This window comes from Yersinia sp. Marseille-Q3913 (assembly GCF_963892745.1).
GTDB classification, from domain to species: domain Bacteria; phylum Pseudomonadota; class Gammaproteobacteria; order Enterobacterales; family Enterobacteriaceae; genus Yersinia; species Yersinia bercovieri.
This window is the reverse complement of sequence record NZ_CAWQAF010000005.1, coordinates 17000-34461: the sequence shown is the minus strand read 5'-3', so window position 1 is coordinate 34461 and position 17462 is coordinate 17000. Positions and strand designations below refer to the sequence as shown.

The window sequence follows — 17462 nt, the reverse complement described above, 5'->3', positions numbered from 1 at the left end:
TTGGGGCGCGGTTTTTACACCCAAACTGGCAGTGCCAGTCACGGCAAATGGTTTGTGTCACACGAACACCAGTCAGATAAGCGGTTAATTTTATGTCATCTTCCCGTCCCGGTTTCTCCTGTAGTTGGTTGCCTTACCTGTTGGTCTTCCCGCAACTGGCTATTACGGCGGTGTTCTTTCTGTGGCCTGCCGGCGAAGCCCTGTGGTATTCGGTACAAATGCTGGACCCCTTCGGCCTCTCCAGCGAGTTTGTCGGGCTGAGCAACTTTATTCAGCTCTTCCAGGACGAATACTATTTAGCCTCCTTTTACACCACGCTGATTTTCAGTTCACTAGTGGCGGGGATTGGCCTGATTGTGTCGCTATTTCTGGCCGCAATGGTGGATTACGTCATCCGCGGCAGCCGTATCTATCAAACCTTAATGATTCTGCCCTATGCCGTCGCCCCTGCGGTGGCTGCTGTTTTGTGGATCTTTCTGTTCAATCCGGGGCTGGGTTTGATAACTCACTTCCTTGCCTCACTGGGTTACAACTGGAACCATGCACAAAATAGCGGGCAGGCGATGTTTTTGGTGGTGTTGGCCTCAGTTTGGAAGCAAATCAGTTATAACTTCCTGTTTTTCCTGGCGGCTTTGCAATCTATTCCGCGCTCACTGGTTGAGGCTGCCGCCATTGATGGTGCAGGGCCGGTGCGCCGCTTCTTCAATTTGGTCTTGCCGCTGATATCACCAGTCAGTTTCTTCCTGTTAGTAGTGAATCTGGTTTATGCCTTTTTCGATACTTTCCCGGTTATTGATGCGGCGACCGGCGGTGGCCCGGTGCAGGCCACCACCACCCTGATCTATAAAATCTATCGCGAAGGTTTTGCCGGACTGGATTTATCCAGCTCTGCGGCCCAATCGGTGGTGCTGATGTTGCTGGTGATTGGCCTGACGGTTATCCAGTTCCGCTTTGTTGAGCGTAAGGTGCGTTACCAATGATTGAGAATCGTCGTGGGCTGGATATCTTTTGCCACATCATGCTGATGATTGGCGTGCTACTGATTCTATTCCCACTCTATGTGGCCTTTGTGGCGGCCTCGCTGGATGATACTCAGGTGTTTCAGGTGCCGATGACCCTGATCCCAGGGCCGCATTTATGGCAGAACATTAGCCACATTTGGCACGCGGGGGTGGGCAATAACAGCGCACCTTTCGGGCTGATGCTGCTGAACAGTTTTGTGATGGCGTTGGCAATTACCGTCGGCAAGATCACGGTGTCGATGCTCTCGGCCTACGCCATCGTTTATTTCCGCTTCCCGCTGCGCAATCTGTTCTTCTGGCTGATTTTTTTGACGCTGATGTTGCCGGTAGAAGTGCGAATTTTCCCGACAATTCAGGTGATTGCAAACCTGAATATGCTGGATAGCTACACCGGGCTGACCCTGCCGCTGATGGCGTCAGCCACCGCCACCTTCCTCTTCCGCCAGTTTTTTATGACCCTGCCGGATGAGCTATTGGAAGCCGCGCGTATCGACGGCGCAGGGGCGATGCGCTTTTTCTGGGATATCGTCCTGCCGCTGTCAAAAACCAATTTGGCCGCGCTGTTTGTTATCACCTTTATCTATGGTTGGAACCAATATCTCTGGCCAATCCTGATTACCAGCGATGCCTCTATGGGCACGGCGGTGGCGGGAATTCGCAGCATGATCTCAAGCTCGGGCGCACCCACCCAGTGGAATCAGGTGATGGCGGCGATGATTCTGACCTTAATTCCACCGGTCGTGGTGGTCCTTCTGATGCAGCGTTGGTTTGTACGCGGCCTGGTAGACAGTGAGAAGTAATCTGATATGGCATGTTTAAAGCTTCAGGCAGTAACTAAATCTTACGATGGCATCACGCCGGTGATTAAGCAGATTGATTTAGATGTCGCCGACGGTGAATTCATCGTGATGGTTGGCCCCTCCGGTTGTGGTAAATCGACTCTGCTGCGCATGGTAGCGGGGCTGGAGCGCACCACCAGTGGCGATATTTATATCGATAATCAGCGGGTTACCGATCTGGAACCGAAAGATCGCGGCATCGCCATGGTGTTTCAGAATTATGCGCTCTATCCCCATATGAGCGTGTTTGACAATATGGCTTATGGCCTGAAAATCCGCGGTTTTGGCAAAGAGCAGATCCGTCAGCGCGTTGATGAAGCGGCCCGCATTCTGGAGCTGGAGCCGCTACTAAAACGTAAACCGCGTGAGCTATCGGGTGGCCAGCGGCAGCGGGTGGCGATGGGGCGGGCCATTGTGCGTGAACCGGCGGTTTTCTTGTTTGATGAGCCGCTGTCTAATCTGGATGCCAAGCTGCGGGTGCAGATGCGATTGGAACTGCAACAGCTGCATCGTCGGCTGAAGACCACCAGTTTGTACGTGACCCATGATCAGGTGGAGGCGATGACCCTCGCTCAGCGGGTGATCGTGATGAACAAAGGTGTGGCGGAGCAAATTGGCACACCAAGCGAAGTTTACCAGCGGCCCGCCTCACTGTTTGTCGCCAGTTTTATCGGCTCACCCGCCATGAATCTGTTTGCCGGAACGGTCAGTGCAGATGGCTGCGCCTTTATTTTATCCGATGGGATGCGCTTGCCGCTGGAAACTCCTCGGCCACAATGGGCTGATCGGCGCTTGACCCTGGGTATTCGTCCGGAGCATATTCAGCAGACAACTTCAGCGCTGGGGGTGCCGATGGCGCTGTTAACGCTGGAATTATTGGGGGCGGACAATCTGGCACACGGTCAGTGGGGTGGGCAGAGTATCATTACCCGTTTATCCCACGAAGAGATGCCGGCGGCGGGCAGTGTGCTGTACTTATCCCTGCCACCTGCGGCGCTGCACTTTTTTGATTCAGATAGCGGACTACGGATGGAATCATGAGTAAAAACTGGCCTTATCCTCCCATCGTTGCCCATCGGGGCGGCGGCGCATTGGCACCGGAAAACACTTTGGCGGCCATTGAGGTCGGCGCGCGTCATGGTCACAAAATGATTGAGTTCGACGCCAAGTTATCGCAAGACGGCCAGATATTTCTGCTGCACGATGACACGCTGGAGCGGACCAGTAATGGCTGGGGCGTTGCGGGTGAATTGCCGTGGGAGAAGCTGATTCAGTTGGATGCGGGCGACTGGTATAGCCCCGAATTTCGGGGTGAGCGCTTACCACTGCTGTCAGAAGTGGCGGCTCGTTGCGCGCAATACGGCATGGCCGCGAATATCGAAATTAAGCCGACCAGCGGTGCGGAAGTGGTCACCGGGCGAGTTATCGCGCTGGCGGCGGGTCAGCTGTGGCAAGATCAGGCGATACCGCCGCTGTTGTCGTCATTCTCATTTGATGCTTTAGCCGCCGCGCAGCAAGCAGCACCGGAGCTGCCGCGTGGGCTATTGCTGGATAAATGGGATGATAATTGGCAGGCATTGACCCAACAGCTGGATTGCATCTCTTTGCATATCAATCATAAGCAACTGACCGCTGAGCGAGTGGCGCTGCTCAAGGCCGCTGGGCTACGTATTTTGGTCTATACCGTCAATCAGCCCGCGCGAGCGCAGGAATTGTTAAATTGGGGTGTTGATTGTGTCTGTACTGACCGTATAGATTTAATATATCCTCGTCCTTGAAGCTACAGGGGCGTTAGCCGCGCTCACTCACCAGAATCACATACTTGAGTATGCTCATCGGGATTCGCTTGCTGGCTGCCTACCTGTAACTCCAATGACTTTGATATAATATTATCGTCCTTGAAGCTACAGGGGTGTTAGCCGCGTGCACACACCCGGTCACTTACTGGAGTAAGCTCATCGGGATTTGCTTACTGGCTGCCTACCTGTACCTCCAATGACTTTGGTCTAAACAGAACAGAAAACGGAACAGGGTCAGCCATTCTTGTATTTTTTACGGGCTGACCTGGCCCGGTCTGACAGGAAGTACACCATGCCCGCCTTTGTTATTTCGCTCTGGCACCAGATTGTCTTGTCTTCACCGCTATTTGTTCTGCTCGCACTGGGGTACTGTTTGGTGCGATTCGGTAAGTGGCCATCCACTATCACTGATGGCCTGACCCGCTTTGTTTTCTCCCTCGCGCTGCCCGCCATGCTGTTTCGTATGATGTGCGACTTCTCCGAGCGCCCAGCGGTAGATGCGCGTCTGCTGCTCGCCTTTTTTGGTAGTTGCCTGGTGGTGTTTGTTATCGGGCGAATTATCGCCAGTCGGGTGTTTCATCTGGATGGTGTATCCGGCTCGGTATTTGCCCTTGGCGGGATTTTCTCCAATAACGTGATGTTGGGGCTACCCATCGCCACCATTATGCTGGGGGAGAAATCTATTCCGGCAGTGGCGCTGGTATTGGTATTTAATGGCCTGATTTTGTGGACATTAGTGACGATTTCGGTGGAGTGGGCGCGCAATGGTTCACCGACAATGGCGGGTTTTGTGAAAACGGCGCGTAGTGTGCTGACCAACCCGCTGATTATCGGGATTATCTCCGGCACCTTATTCAGCCTGACGGGTTTGCAACTGCCGCAGTTTATCGACCAACCGGTTACCATGCTGGGGCAAGTCGCGCCACCGCTCTCATTGATCGTGCTGGGAATGGGGTTGGCGGAATACCGAGTCACCGAAGGCTGGCAAATCAGCAGCGCCATCTGCTTCCTCAAATTGATTGTTCAACCAATGGTGATTTGGGCGCTGGCATGGGCGATGAATCTACCGGTGCTAGAAACCCAAGTGGTGGTGCTGCTGGGATCAATGGCGACAGGTGTGAATGTCTATCTGATGTCACGTCAGTTTAACGTGCTAACTGGCCCCGCTGCCGCCAGTTTGGTGATGTCCACAGTGCTGGCCGCAATCACGACCCCCCTGATTTTGACCATCATTGGGGTCGGGATGTAGCTCGGTGGGTTTACTTTTAACCAGTTGTAAACCCACTTCGCACAAAACTGGTCCCTCACTTCCGCTACAATGGCACTTTATCACCTCATTGAGCCAAATTATCGTGCCATTACTGGTCATTACCACCATTTTGTGGGCATTCTCTTTTAGCCTGATTGGCGAATATCTGGCAGGGCAGGTGGATAGCTGGTTCTCCGTGTTGATGCGGGTAGGACTGGCTGCACTGGTCTTTTTGCCGTTCCTGCGTTGGCGCAATATCAGCTGGCGAGTGATCCTGCTGTATATGGTGGTGGGCGCAATTCAGTTAGGTATCATGTATTTATTCAGCTTCCGCGCCTATCTCTACCTGACTGTGCCGGAATTTTTGCTGTTTACCGTGATGACCCCGCTGTATGTCACATTAATTTATGATTTGCTGCGTCGTCAGCGCCTGCGTTGGGGCTATGCTCTCAGTGCACTATTGGCGGTAGTGGGGGCGGCTATCATTCGTTATGATCACCTGAGTGAGCATTTTTGGTGGGGATTGGTGCTGGTACAAGCGGCAAATCTCTGTTTTGCCATCGGGCAGGTGGGGTATAAGCGGCTGATGGAACTCCACCCGATCCCGCAGCATGTGGCCTTCTCATGGTTCTATGTCGGTGCTTTTTTGGTTGCGGTCTTTGCCTGGTTTGCTTTTGGCAATCCACAAAAACTACCGACCACTGAACTGCAATGGGGGGTGCTGGTGTGGCTTGGCATTGGCGCTTCCGGCTTAGGTTATTTCATGTGGAACTATGGTGCGACACAGGTCGATGCCGGCACCTTAGGTATAATGAATAACGTGCATGTTCCGGCTGGGTTACTGGTGAATCTGGCCATCTGGCAGGAAAAACCCCATTGGCCCAGCTTTATCATTGGGGCAACTGTGATAATGGCCTCGTTATGGGTACACCGGCGTTGGGTCGCTCCGCACTCTTTACAAAGGGCAGATGATCGCAAGCGTGCTGCCGGGCCGAACGAATAAATGCCTCAGTCACCGGTTGGCGCTGCTCTCCATCACGGACGGCAGCGTATAACCGGCTCCATAAACCATCCCCCAATGTTTTGGTGGTAATTAGCCCCTGATGTTCAAAACTCTCCACCACCCAATGAGGGAGGGCGGCGATCCCCATTCGTGCAGACACCATTTGGATCAGTAGCAAGGTGTTATCGACATTTTTCAGCACTGGAGTGACCCCTGACGGTTGCAGAAAATGCCGCCAGATATCTAATCGCTGCCGCTGCACCGGGTAGATCATCAACACCTCTGGCGCTAAATCTTCCGGCTCGATGCGGGCTTTATTGGCTAATGGGTGGTCCGGTGCCAACACCAAACGGACTTCAAAATCAAACATGGGCGAATAGTGCAAACCACTGCGCGGTAAAATATCTGATGTCAGCACCAGATCCAGCTCCCCTTGCTGCAAGGCGGGTTGCGGGTCGAAGGTCACACCGGATTGGAAGTCCATCGCCACTTGCGGCCAGTTTTTGTGGAAGTTATCCAGTGCTGGCGTTAGCCATTGAATGCAGCTATGGCACTCGATTGCGATACGTAGCGCAGTTTGGTGCGGCTCGTTGCAGGTTTGCAATGCCTGTTTTATCTGTGGCAGCACTTGCTCAGCCAGTTGTAACAGGATCTCTCCTTGCGTGGTGAAGCGCAGCGGCTGGCTTTTACGCACAAACAGACGAAAGCCCAGACGTTGTTCCAGATCGCTGAATTGATGGGACAAGGCCGATTGGGTCTGATGAAGTTGTGTCGCCGCTGCCGCCAGTGAGCCGGTATTACGCAAAGCTTGCAGGGTGCGTAAGTGTTTCAGTTCGATCATGAGAGTCCTTCACAGTGACAGTGAACAAATTGCGCTTGTGGATTATACAGTACCTGCTGATTATGGATGTGTAAACATCTGGATGGCTAAATGGGAAATATGACGATGACAATTTTAAATCACACACTGGGTTTTCCGCGTGTAGGTCTGAAACGTGAACTGAAAAAAGCACAAGAAAGTTACTGGGCAGGCAACTCCACGCAAGAGGAATTGCTCAATGTGGGTCGTGAATTGCGCGCCCGTCATTGGCAACAACAGCAGCAAGCTGGCGTTGATTTAGTGCCAGTGGGCGATTTTGCCTGGTATGACCATGTATTGACCACCAGTTTGCTGCTGGGTAACGTCCCTGAGCGCCATCAGAATGCCGATGGTTCGATTGATCTTGATACCCTATTCCGTATTGGTCGTGGCCGTGCGCCCACTGGCACACCAGCGGCTGCGGCAGAAATGACCAAATGGTTTAATACCAACTATCACTACATGGTGCCGGAGTTCCAGCAAGGCCAGCAGTTCAAACTGGGCTGGACTCAACTGCTGGATGAAGTGGATGAAGCACTGGCCTTGGGCCACAAAATCAAACCTGTACTGCTTGGCCCAGTGACTTACTTGTGGCTGGGTAAAGTGAAAGGTGAGCAGTTCGATCGCCTCTCATTGCTGAAAGATATTCTGCCGGTTTATCAGCAAGTTCTGGCTGAACTGGCTAAGCGCGGTATTGAGTGGGTGCAGATTGATGAACCCGCACTGGTACTGGAACTCCCGCAAGAGTGGCTGGATGCCTATCAACCGGCTTATCAGGCATTGCAGGGCCAGGTTAAATTGCTGCTGACCACTTATTTCGACAGCATCGGCCATAACCTCGACACTATCCGGGCATTGCCGGTGCAAGGTCTGCATGTGGATGTGGTTGCCGGTCAGGATGATATTGCGGTTCTGAATGCAAAACTGCCAAAAGAGTGGCTGCTATCACTGGGGGTTATCAATGGCCGTAACGTCTGGCGTGCTGATCTCAGTCATTGGTTCGAACGCCTGAAACCACTGATTAATAGCCGCCCGTTATGGCTTGGCAGCTCTTGCTCCCTATTACACAGCCCGATTGATTTAAGTGAAGAGACGCACCTTGATGCCGAGGTGAAAAGCTGGTTCGCCTTCGCTCTGCAAAAATGTGCCGAGCTGTCATTACTGACTCAGGCACTGAATGCACCGAGTGAAGCCAAACTGGCGGAACTGGCCACTTACAGTGCGCCAATCCGCGCCCGTCGTGCCTCCAGTCGTGTACATAATGCGCAAGTGGAACAACGTCTGGCGGCAATCACTGCCCAAGATATTGAGCGCCAACTGCCTTATGAGGCCCGTGCAGCAGCACAGCGTAAGCGCTTTAACTTGCCAGCCTGGCCGACCACCACTATCGGCTCATTCCCGCAAACCACCGAGATCCGTGGCCTACGTCTGGACTTCAAACAAGGTCGTTTGGATGGGAAAAACTACCGCACTGGTATCAGCGAGCATATCAAGCAAGCTATCGCGGAGCAGGAGCGTTTGGGTCTGGATGTGCTAGTACATGGTGAAGCTGAACGTAATGATATGGTGGAGTATTTCGGTGAGCATTTGGATGGTTTTGTGTTTACCCAAAATGGTTGGGTGCAGAGCTACGGCTCACGCTGTGTCAAGCCGCCAGTGATTATTGGTGACATCAGCCGTCCGGAAGCCATTACGGTTGAATGGGCGAAATATGCCCAGTCGCTGACGGACAAACCAGTAAAAGGCATGTTGACCGGGCCGGTCACCATTCTGTGCTGGTCATTCCCGCGCGAAGATGTCAGCCGCGAAACCATCGCCAAACAAATTGCGCTGGCGCTGCGTGATGAAGTGGAAGATCTTGAAAAAGCAGGTATTGGTATCATCCAGATTGATGAGCCAGCACTGCGTGAAGGGTTGCCGCTGCGCCGCGCCGACTGGCAAGCCTATCTGCAATGGGCGGTCGACGCCTTTAAATTGAATGCAGCCGTTGCACAGAACGATACCCAAATTCACACCCATATGTGTTATTGCGAGTTCAATGACATCATGGATTCCATTGCTGCGCTGGATGCGGATGTGATTACCATTGAAACTTCCCGCTCAGATATGGAGCTGCTGGAATCATTCGAAGATTTCGCCTATCCCAATGAGATTGGTCCCGGCGTTTATGATATTCACTCGCCGAATGTGCCCAGTGTGGAATGGATTGAAGCGCTATTACGCAAAGCCGCTCAGCGTATCCCAGCAGAACGTTTGTGGGTGAACCCAGACTGCGGTCTGAAAACCCGTGGCTGGCCGGAAACCCGCCAGGCATTGGCAAACATGGTGCTGGCTGCACAGCGTTTACGTGAAGAGCAGATCTGATTGATCCTGTGTTGTAGACTTGGGCGCATATTGCGCCCTTTTTATGGTGGCTATTTGCCCTCTTCAGGTAGCGGGTTGGCGGCCACGCCGTGCTGAGCAAACCAATCGAGCATCCGCTGCCAGCCATCCAGCGCAGACTCTGCATGATAACTGGGGCGATAGTCGGCATTAAACGCGTGTCCTGCCTGCGGATAAACAATGATTTCGGCATCAGCATTGGCGGCGCGCAATGCTTGCCGCATAGTGTCGATGTGCTCTGGCGTGATACTGCCATCTTTACCGCCATACAGTCCCAGCACAGGCGCGCTGAGATCGATAGCGACATCAACAGGATATTTGGGTAACAGTAAGGTTTTTTCACCCACCAGTTTGCCATACCAGGCCACGGCAGCTTTGAGCTGCGGATTATGGGCGGCATACAGCCAGGCTATTCGGCCACCCCAGCAAAATCCTGTAATCGCCAATTTGCTGGTATCGCCGCCATGGCGAGAGGCCCAGTGTGCGGTGTGATCAAGATCGACCATGACCTGACGGTCGGGTACTTTGCTGACCAGATTTTTAACTAACGCATTGATATCATCATACTCTTTGGCATCACCCTGGCGAAAATAGAGCTCCGGTGCGATAGCCAGATATCCCCGCTTCGCCAACCTGCGGCAGATATCCTGAATATGCTCATGCACGCCAAAAATTTCCTGCACAACAATCACCACCGGATATGGCCCAGAGTGTTGGGCGGGCTTGGCAATATAAGCCGGTAACTCATCACCTTGAGACGGAATGGTGGTTTCTCCGCAGTGAATACCTTGTTGATCGGTATGGCGGGTCGTCGAGGCTAATGGTAATACCGCAGCTGTGAAGCCGCCTGCTGCCTGCCTGAGAGTCATAAGTAGATCAGTTTTCACTGTGGTCTCCTTGCAGATGAGGAAAAGTTACCCGATAAGCTATTATTGCCGTCACTAAATTATTACTGCTGTGTTATCCGCTACCGAATTTAACTATAGGTAATCTTTGAGATTTATGAGGTCAGGTTTTGTCGTGATTAATGACTTTGTGGTGACATAAAGGGAATTTGATAAGTCAGGCTGACAAATACTGAAAAGATATTGGTACGACATTGATCAATGAGTTCTATCATTGTCATTCACATGCAAAATGGCGACTGCAACGGACTGTTTTTGGACGATAAATAGTCTTAATTGATATTAAGTGTGATCTTGATCACAATTATAATGTATTCGCTATTACCATTTCTTTTATCAAAGTGACTGTCATCACGAAATAATGTGATGATTTTGAGTAAAGTATCTCTTTGTACCCCCTACAACATCTCTCATGAAAGAGGAGTCTCACACATGGCTAAATCCGACGTTTTTCACCTAGGCCTGACTAAAAATGATCTGCAAGGGGCAACTCTGGCTATCGTGCCGGGTGATCCGCAACGTGTTGAGAAAATCGCTAAATTGATGGATAACCCAGTACATCTGGCTTCTCATCGTGAATTTACCTCATGGCGCGCTGAATTAGACGGCAAAGCAGTGATTGTTTGCTCAACCGGTATTGGCGGCCCTTCGACTTCGATTGCTGTTGAAGAGTTAGCGCAGCTCGGTGTTCGGACGTTCCTACGTATTGGTACTACTGGTGCTATTCAGTCACATATTAATGTTGGTGATGTTTTGGTCACCACGGCGGCGGTGCGTTTAGATGGTGCCAGCCTGCACTTTGCCCCAATGGAGTTCCCAGCAGTGGCTGATTTTGCCTGCACAACCGCACTGGTTAATGCCGCAAAATCAGTGGGCGCAACCACCCACATTGGTGTTACCGCTTCCTCAGATACTTTCTATCCAGGACAAGAGCGTTACGACACTTTCTCTGGCCGTGTTGTTCGCCGTTTTAAAGGCTCCATGGAAGAGTGGCAATCTATGGGCGTGATGAATTATGAAATGGAATCTGCAACCTTGCTAACCATGTGTGCCAGCCAGGGCCTGCGCGCCGGTATGGTCGCCGGGGTGATTGTAAACCGCACCCAGCAAGAGATCCCGAACGAAGAAACGATGAAAGCGACCGAAAGCCACGCGGTGAAAATTGTGGTAGAAGCCGCACGCCACCTGCTGTAACAGTTCGCTGTTTATGGACCAAGTGCCAATCAAAGTGCGATGAGCGGGTCAGTTTACTGGTCCGTTTTTTATTTTATCCGGTTATCTGGTAAGGTCGTAGCTCACATAAAGGACAATAATAAGAGGAAAACATGACGAAACCTGCGCTCTCTCATCCTTCCCTGTTGCCACTGGATGGTGGCATTAACTTTCGTGATCTCGGTGGTAATCTTGTCGCTGATGGTCGGCGCATCAAGCGCGGTCTGCTCTTTCGCTCTGGTTCACTCGATCGCTTGAGTGCCAAAGATTGTGATGTTCTCAGCCGCGGCCCTGTTGCTCAAATTCTTGATTATCGTGATGCTGATGAGGTTCAGGCCAAGCCAGATGTGGTGTGGCAAGGGGCCAGCTACCACAACACTCCAGCCAACCCGCTAAGTAGCGAGGTGAATGCCAATCTGGAAAAACTGACTAATGAGACGCTAGCGGCATTTGATGCCCGCGCCTTTATGTTAGAGCTTTATCACCGATTACCGTTTAATAATCAGGCTTATAAACAACTGACGGGTTTGTTGCAAAACTGCGCTTCGCCAGAACACACTGCTGCCAGTGTCGTACAGCATTGTGCTGTCGGGAAAGACCGCACCGGTGTGGGTTCTGCGCTGGTGCTATTTGCGCTAGGTGCCGACGAATCAACGGTATTGGAAGATTACCTGTTGACCGAAACCACACTGACGCCTTTCCGTGAACATATGCTGGCTGAGTTGTCAGTGAAACTCAACGATGAGGCGCTAAGGCAATTTGCTTTCGTATTGTCAGCCAGAGAAGAGTTTATTCAAACTGCGCTGCGTAGCATTCAAGAGCGATATGGTAGCCGTGAGCATTGGTTACAACATGAATTTGGCCTAGGCAGCCTTGAGCGTGAAAAGTTACAGTCCTATTTCTTAGAGTGATTTTTTCCTATATGCCATTCATCCGCTTTTATCTCGCACTGAGCTGCCACTGAGTAGCTCTTTTTAACCGCTTAATGATACAAACTACCGCTTAACCAGATCGCTGATATTTCTCTTAGGCGTCAGGCGTATGTTAACGCCTGACAAATTCCCTGGAGAGAATGCTCATGCAACATGCGATTACCTTTGTTATCGCGTCCGCGTGTATCCTGACAATCTGCTACCGTTTATACGGTATCTTTTTTGTTCGTAAGGTACTGCGGGTCGATGACAGTGAAGTTACACCTTCCCACACCTTTGAAGATGGTAAAGATTACGTTCCGACTAAAAAATGGGTGAACTTTGGCAGCCACTTTGCAGCAATTGCTGCGGCTGGCCCTTTGGTTGGCCCAGTGCTGGCAGCCCAATATGGCTATTTACCCGGCTTCCTGTGGCTGCTGATCGGTTGTGTTATTGGCGGTGCTGTTCACGATACCGTGGTTCTGTTTGCGTCAATGAGACATCAAGGGAAATCCCTATCAGAAGTCGCTAAATCAGAACTTGGTCCGGTCGCTGGCTGGTGCACCGGTCTTGCTATGCTATTCATTATCACTATTACCATGGCCGGGTTATCAATGGTTGTGGTACATGCCTTGGAACGTAACCCTTGGGGTACTTTCGCGGTATTCATGACAATCCCAATCGCTATCTGCGTAGGTTTATGGGAACGCATGACCGGTAGCATGAAAGGGGCCTCTTATGTCGGTATCGCCGCTATCATGGTGTGCGTATTTGTCGGCCCTTACATTGAAGGCACTTGGCTCGGCGATTGGTTAATGCTGAAAGCCGATACCGTCAGCATTATTCTGCCAATGTATGCTTTCTTTGCGACCGCCTTGCCTGTTTGGATGTTACTGACCCCTCGCGGTTATCTTTCTAGTTTTATGAAGATCGGTGTGTTTGGTGCGCTGATTGTTGGTGTTGTATTTATTAACCCCGAAATTCAATTCCCAGCATTAACACAATTTATCCATGGTGGTGGTCCAGTGCTGGCAGGCCCAGTCTGGCCGTTTATCTCTATTACTATTGCCTGTGGTGCTATTTCTGGTTTCCATGCCTTTATCGGCTCAGGGACAACACCAAAACAGATCGACAAATGGAGCGATATCTTACCTGTTGGCTTTGGTGCGATGCTGGCCGAGTGTATGGTTGGGGTTATGGCCCTGATTGCGGCAACCTCTCTGCATCCTGCTGACTACTTTGCCATTAACTCTTCCGCTGAAGCATGGAGCTTGCTGGGTATGGAGGTGGTTAACCTGCCACAACTGAGTCAGGAAATTGGTCTGGACCTCTATGGCCGCACCGGTGGCGCTGTAACCTTAGCGGTCGGTATGACGGATATCTTTATTCGTGTGCCATGGTTCAGCAGCATGGCAGCTTACTTCTTCCAGTTTGTTGTTATGTTTGAAGCTGTATTTATCCTAACCGCCGTTGACTCAGGCACCCGCGTTGCTCGCTACCTGCTGCAAGATTTCTTGGGTGACATCTGGGCACCACTGAAACGCACCGACTGGTTACCTGGTACCCTGGCATGTAGTGTTATCGCTTGTGCGTTATGGGGTTATCTCCTTAACTCGGGTGACATCAATTCGGTTTGGGCGCTATTCGGCGTATCCAACCAGTTAATGGCTTCTGTTGGGTTAATCATTGGTGCCACTATTATTCTGCGTTTGGCAACCAAACGTATCTATATGCTGACCTGTGTGATTCCTCTCGCTTATTTGTTTGTCACCGTAAACTATGCTGGCTACTGGATGATAACTCACGTGTACTTCAATTCAGCAGCGAAGGGTTACAACCTGTTCAACGGCATTATCTCTATTATTATGATGACACTGGGTGTCATTATCCTGATATCAGCACTGAAAAAATGGCGTGAACTGTGGATCCGCAGATCTGCCGAGATGGCTGGTAATAAAGTGGTAACTGCCAACGCCTGATACCCTTGATCCATCGCATTAATCTATATAAACGGTCGGGATCCTCCGGCCGTTTATTATTTGTTAAGCCAAAATAGCGATACATTGAGTATGCTAATGACCACTTTCTTAACAATAGGAAAATGCATGTGACCCTGAATGACATCATTACTATCATTATTGATTTTGTTCGCGAACATGAGTCATGGGCCATGCCTATCGTCTTTATTCTCGCTTTTGGTGAATCCCTCGCCTTCCTTTCTTTACTGCTGCCTGCAACGGTTATCTTACTCGGACTGGGTGCGCTAATCGGTGAAAGTGGTATCTCATTCTGGCCAATTTGGGCCGCCGCCGCCGCCGGTGCTTTTTTTGGCGACTGGGCCTCATATTGGGTTGGTATCCATTATAAAGACCGTGTAGGCAACCTGTGGCCACTCTCCCGCAATCCCCAGTTACTCGTGCGCGGCCATGCATTCTTTGAGCGTTGGGGGTTCTTTGGTGCCTTTATTGGCCGCTTCTTCGGCCCATTACGTGCAGTTGTTCCTTTGGTTGCCGGTGTCTGTGCCATGCCAAAATTCTATTTTCAATTGGCTAACATCACTTCTGCCCTCATTTGGGCCTTCGGCATTTTGGCCCCAGGCGCATTCGGTATTCAGTGGTTCTCTCGCTGGATAGATTAAGTCCATAAGCGGCAGCCGGTGGTCAACGGATGACAGTTTTAGCCTAACTTTGCGCAAGATGGCGAGCACTTTTTTGTCTGCTTGTTATTTATGCGCACCGCTTCGCAAGACAGAATGTAACGGAAAAAACACTCTGGACATCCATACAGTATCCCCTTACCTTGACTGACATTAGGTTAATGGGGAGATAACCGTGGATATCAGTTTATTTTATGGGCTGGGTGGCTGCCTTATTGGCGGGTTGATGGGGTGGTTGATTGCCAGCTTGTATCAGCAGCGTAATAAAGCACAGCAAGATATTGAGCGGCGATTATTGGAGCAGGCGCTACAGCAAGCCCAACAGAATACGGCGGATTTACAGTCTACTTTGCAACGCAATGAGCAGCAACTACGGCAAGGTGAGTTGGAGCAGCGCAATTTGCACAGCCAACTTGCGGGCAATGCTGAAAAACTGCAACAGTTAGCTCATTGGCGTAGTGAATGTGACCAACTCAATCAAGAGCTGCGCGCTCAAAGAGAAGTGAATAGCGCCCAAGAGGCGGAGCTACGGGAAGTGACTATTCGCCTGGAAGAGACGCGTCTGACTGCAGAAGAGAAACAGCGTTTGCTCCTTAATAGTGAGCAGCGGCTGACTACGCAATTCGAAAATCTGGCTAACCGTATTTTTGAACAAACAGGGCGGCGGGCAGATGAGCAAAATAAGCAGAGTCTGGACCGCTTGTTGTTGCCCTTGCGGGAACAGCTGGATGGCTTCCGCCGCCAGGTTCAGGACAGTTTCGGGCAGGAAGCTCGAGAGCGCCATACTCTGACTCACGAAATTCGTAGCCTACAACAACTCAATGCACAAATGGCACGAGAAGCACTAAATCTAACCAAGGCCCTGAAAGGGGATAATAAAACGCAGGGGAACTGGGGCGAAGTGGTTCTGGCTAAAGTGCTGGAAGCATCAGGGCTGCGTGAAGGCTATGAGTATCAAACTCAGGTGAGTGTAAAAATTGATAGCAGTAGCCGCATGCAGCCAGATGTTATCGTCCGCTTGCCACAGGGGAAAGATGTTGTTATTGACGCTAAAATGTCGCTGGTGGCTTATGAACGCTATTTTAATAGTGAGGATGATGCTGAACGCGAAGTTGCGTTGAATGAACATTTATCGTCGCTGCGTGCTCATATCAAAATGTTAGGTCGCAAGGATTATCAGCAGCTTCCTGGCTTACGTTCACTTGATTATGTATTGATGTTTATCCCGGTAGAACCTGCTTTTTTGGTGGCTATCGACCGCCAACCCGAATTGATCAGTGAAGCGCTACAGCACAACATTATGTTGGTTAGCCCAACAACATTGCTGGTGGCTTTACGTACTATCACTAATTTATGGCGCTACGAGCATCAAAGCCAAAATGCACAACGTATCGCTGAGAGAGCAGCCAAACTCTATGACAAATTACGTTTATTTGTTGATGATATGGAGTCATTGGGGCAAAGCCTCGATAAAGCGCAGCTAAGTTATCGTCAGGCAATGAACAAACTGTCGCAAGGCCGTGGTAATCTGATAGGGCAAGTTGAAGGTTTTCGCACTCTGGGGGTCGAGGTAAAACGGCCAATTAGTCCATTATTGGCAGGGAAAGCCAGTATGGAAGATCAACCAGAGGGCGATTTAGCGCTATCCGATGATGCGGAATCAGAGGCATACCCCAGTAAGATGGGTATAGATGATCCCGCACCGCTGAAGTATCAGGGTTAGTTGCATGTTCCTCTTCTGTATGATGTTGAGAAGACTGCAGTTAAGCAGTGGCCTTAATACCAGGTGAGGTGGGGCTTTCATCGGAGTTCTGGTACACTTCCTCGAAAGATTGACTGAAAAGCAGGCATAAAAAATGGTAGATCAGGAGAAGGAAACCACTCATTTTGGTTTCCGCACCGTAGCCAAAGAAAAAAAAGAAGGCATGGTGGCAGAAGTTTTTCATTCCGTAGCCGCTAAATACGATCTGATGAATGACCTGATGTCGTTCGGCGTTCATCGTATTTGGAAGCGTTTTACCATTGACTGTAGCGGTGTCCGTCGCGGTCAACGGGTATTGGATCTGGCAGGTGGTACTGGAGATTTGACGGCCAAGTTCTCTCGCCTAGTGGGGGAACAGGGTGAAGTGGTTCTGGCTGATATCAATGAATCTATGTTGCGTATGGGCCGTGAAAAGCTGCGTGACAAAGGTATTGTCGGTAATGTTAGTTATGTGCAAGCCAATGCTGAGGCGCTACCTTTCCCTGACAACTACTTTGATTGTATTACTATTTCATTTGGTTTAAGAAATGTAACCGAAAAAGAAAAAGCGTTGCGCTCAATGTTTCGTGTCTTAAAACCCGGTGGTCGTTTGCTCGTTCTTGAGTTCTCCAAACCGCTTCTGGAGCCTTTGAGCAAAGCCTATGATGCATACTCCTTCCATATCTTGCCTAAAATTGGTGAGCTTGTAGCTCAGGATTCTGAAAGTTATCGTTATTTGGCGGAATCTATTCGGATGCACCCTGATCAAGAAACACTCAAAGGCATGATGATTGATGCTGGGTTCGAAAACGTAACTTATTCCAACTTAACCGGTGGCATTGTTGCATTACATCGGGGTTTTAAGTTTTAACAGGAATATGGAT

15 protein-coding genes are annotated in these 17462 nt (G+C 50.6%); 13 read left to right on the top strand and 2 right to left on the bottom strand.

Annotated elements, in window-relative coordinates:
* Positions 1–92: 92 nt before the first annotated feature.
* The 6 genes from ugpA to AACW11_RS02580 all read left to right on the top strand — a co-directional run bounded on the left by ugpA (position 93) and on the right by AACW11_RS02580 (position 5912).
* Positions 93–980: a sn-glycerol-3-phosphate ABC transporter permease UgpA gene (gene ugpA / locus AACW11_RS02605; protein WP_212585836.1), complete on the top strand. Its 888-nt coding sequence runs from the start codon at positions 93–95 to the stop codon at positions 978–980.
* Entirely contained in the window at positions 977–1822 is an 846-nt protein-coding gene (gene ugpE / locus AACW11_RS02600; RefSeq protein WP_212585835.1) for a sn-glycerol-3-phosphate ABC transporter permease UgpE, read from the top strand. Before ugpA ends, ugpE begins: the two co-directional genes overlap by 4 nt.
* Before the next feature lie 6 nt (positions 1823–1828).
* Positions 1829–2902, top strand: a complete 1074-nt coding sequence (locus tag AACW11_RS02595) for a sn-glycerol-3-phosphate import ATP-binding protein UgpC (RefSeq protein WP_212585834.1) — start codon at positions 1829–1831, stop codon at positions 2900–2902.
* Positions 2899–3639, top strand: coding sequence for a glycerophosphodiester phosphodiesterase (gene ugpQ / locus AACW11_RS02590; protein WP_212585833.1), 741 nt, complete (start codon positions 2899–2901; stop codon positions 3637–3639). Before AACW11_RS02595 ends, ugpQ begins: the two co-directional genes overlap by 4 nt.
* A gap of 313 nt (positions 3640–3952) precedes the next feature.
* Positions 3953–4909 carry an AEC family transporter gene (locus tag AACW11_RS02585; RefSeq protein WP_212585832.1) on the top strand — a complete coding sequence of 319 codons (957 nt, stop codon included), beginning with the start codon at positions 3953–3955 and terminating at the stop codon, positions 4907–4909.
* Between the two features lie 103 nt (positions 4910–5012).
* Positions 5013–5912 carry a carboxylate/amino acid/amine transporter gene (locus tag AACW11_RS02580; protein WP_212585900.1) on the top strand — a complete coding sequence of 300 codons (900 nt, stop codon included), beginning with the start codon at positions 5013–5015 and terminating at the stop codon, positions 5910–5912.
* Here the strand turns inward: AACW11_RS02580 and metR are convergent.
* Entirely contained in the window at positions 5800–6753 is a 954-nt protein-coding gene (gene metR, locus AACW11_RS02575; RefSeq protein WP_212585831.1) for an HTH-type transcriptional regulator MetR, read from the bottom strand. The two genes, AACW11_RS02580 and metR, sit on opposite strands and share 113 nt — an antisense overlap.
* Positions 6754–6858: 105 nt before the next feature.
* On the opposite strand from metR, the gene metE reads away from it, so the two are divergent.
* Positions 6859–9135, top strand: a complete 2277-nt coding sequence (gene metE, locus AACW11_RS02570) for a 5-methyltetrahydropteroyltriglutamate--homocysteine S-methyltransferase (RefSeq protein ID WP_212585830.1) — start codon at positions 6859–6861, stop codon at positions 9133–9135.
* 50 nt (positions 9136–9185) lie between these two features.
* On the opposite strand, the gene AACW11_RS02565 is transcribed toward metE, so the two are convergent.
* Positions 9186–10040, bottom strand: a complete 855-nt coding sequence (locus AACW11_RS02565) for a dienelactone hydrolase family protein (protein ID WP_212585829.1) — start codon at positions 10038–10040, stop codon at positions 9186–9188.
* Positions 10041–10490: 450 nt separating this feature from the next.
* Between AACW11_RS02565 and udp the strand changes: the two genes are divergently transcribed.
* From udp to ubiE, 6 genes are all read left to right on the top strand, one after another.
* Positions 10491–11252, top strand: a complete 762-nt coding sequence (udp, locus tag AACW11_RS02560; protein WP_004875869.1) for a uridine phosphorylase — start codon at positions 10491–10493, stop codon at positions 11250–11252.
* A 131-nt stretch (positions 11253–11383) separates the two neighbouring features.
* Complete coding sequence (locus tag AACW11_RS02555) at positions 11384–12181, top strand: tyrosine-protein phosphatase (RefSeq protein ID WP_212585828.1); 798 nt, start codon at positions 11384–11386, stop codon at positions 12179–12181.
* 167 nt (positions 12182–12348) lie between these two features.
* On the top strand, positions 12349–14160 hold the full coding sequence (locus tag AACW11_RS02550) for a carbon starvation CstA family protein (protein WP_212585827.1): 1812 nt from the start codon (positions 12349–12351) through the stop codon (positions 14158–14160).
* 128 nt (positions 14161–14288) lie between these two features.
* Positions 14289–14819 carry a DedA family protein gene (locus tag AACW11_RS02545; RefSeq protein ID WP_212585826.1) on the top strand — a complete coding sequence of 177 codons (531 nt, stop codon included), beginning with the start codon at positions 14289–14291 and terminating at the stop codon, positions 14817–14819.
* A gap of 193 nt (positions 14820–15012) precedes the next feature.
* Positions 15013–16560, top strand: a complete 1548-nt coding sequence (gene rmuC, locus AACW11_RS02540) for a DNA recombination protein RmuC (protein WP_212585825.1) — start codon at positions 15013–15015, stop codon at positions 16558–16560.
* Between the two features lie 133 nt (positions 16561–16693).
* A complete protein-coding gene (gene ubiE / locus AACW11_RS02535; RefSeq protein WP_004875874.1) occupies positions 16694–17449 on the top strand; it encodes a bifunctional demethylmenaquinone methyltransferase/2-methoxy-6-polyprenyl-1,4-benzoquinol methylase UbiE in 756 nt (251 codons plus the stop codon).
* Positions 17450–17462: the final 13 nt, after the last annotated feature.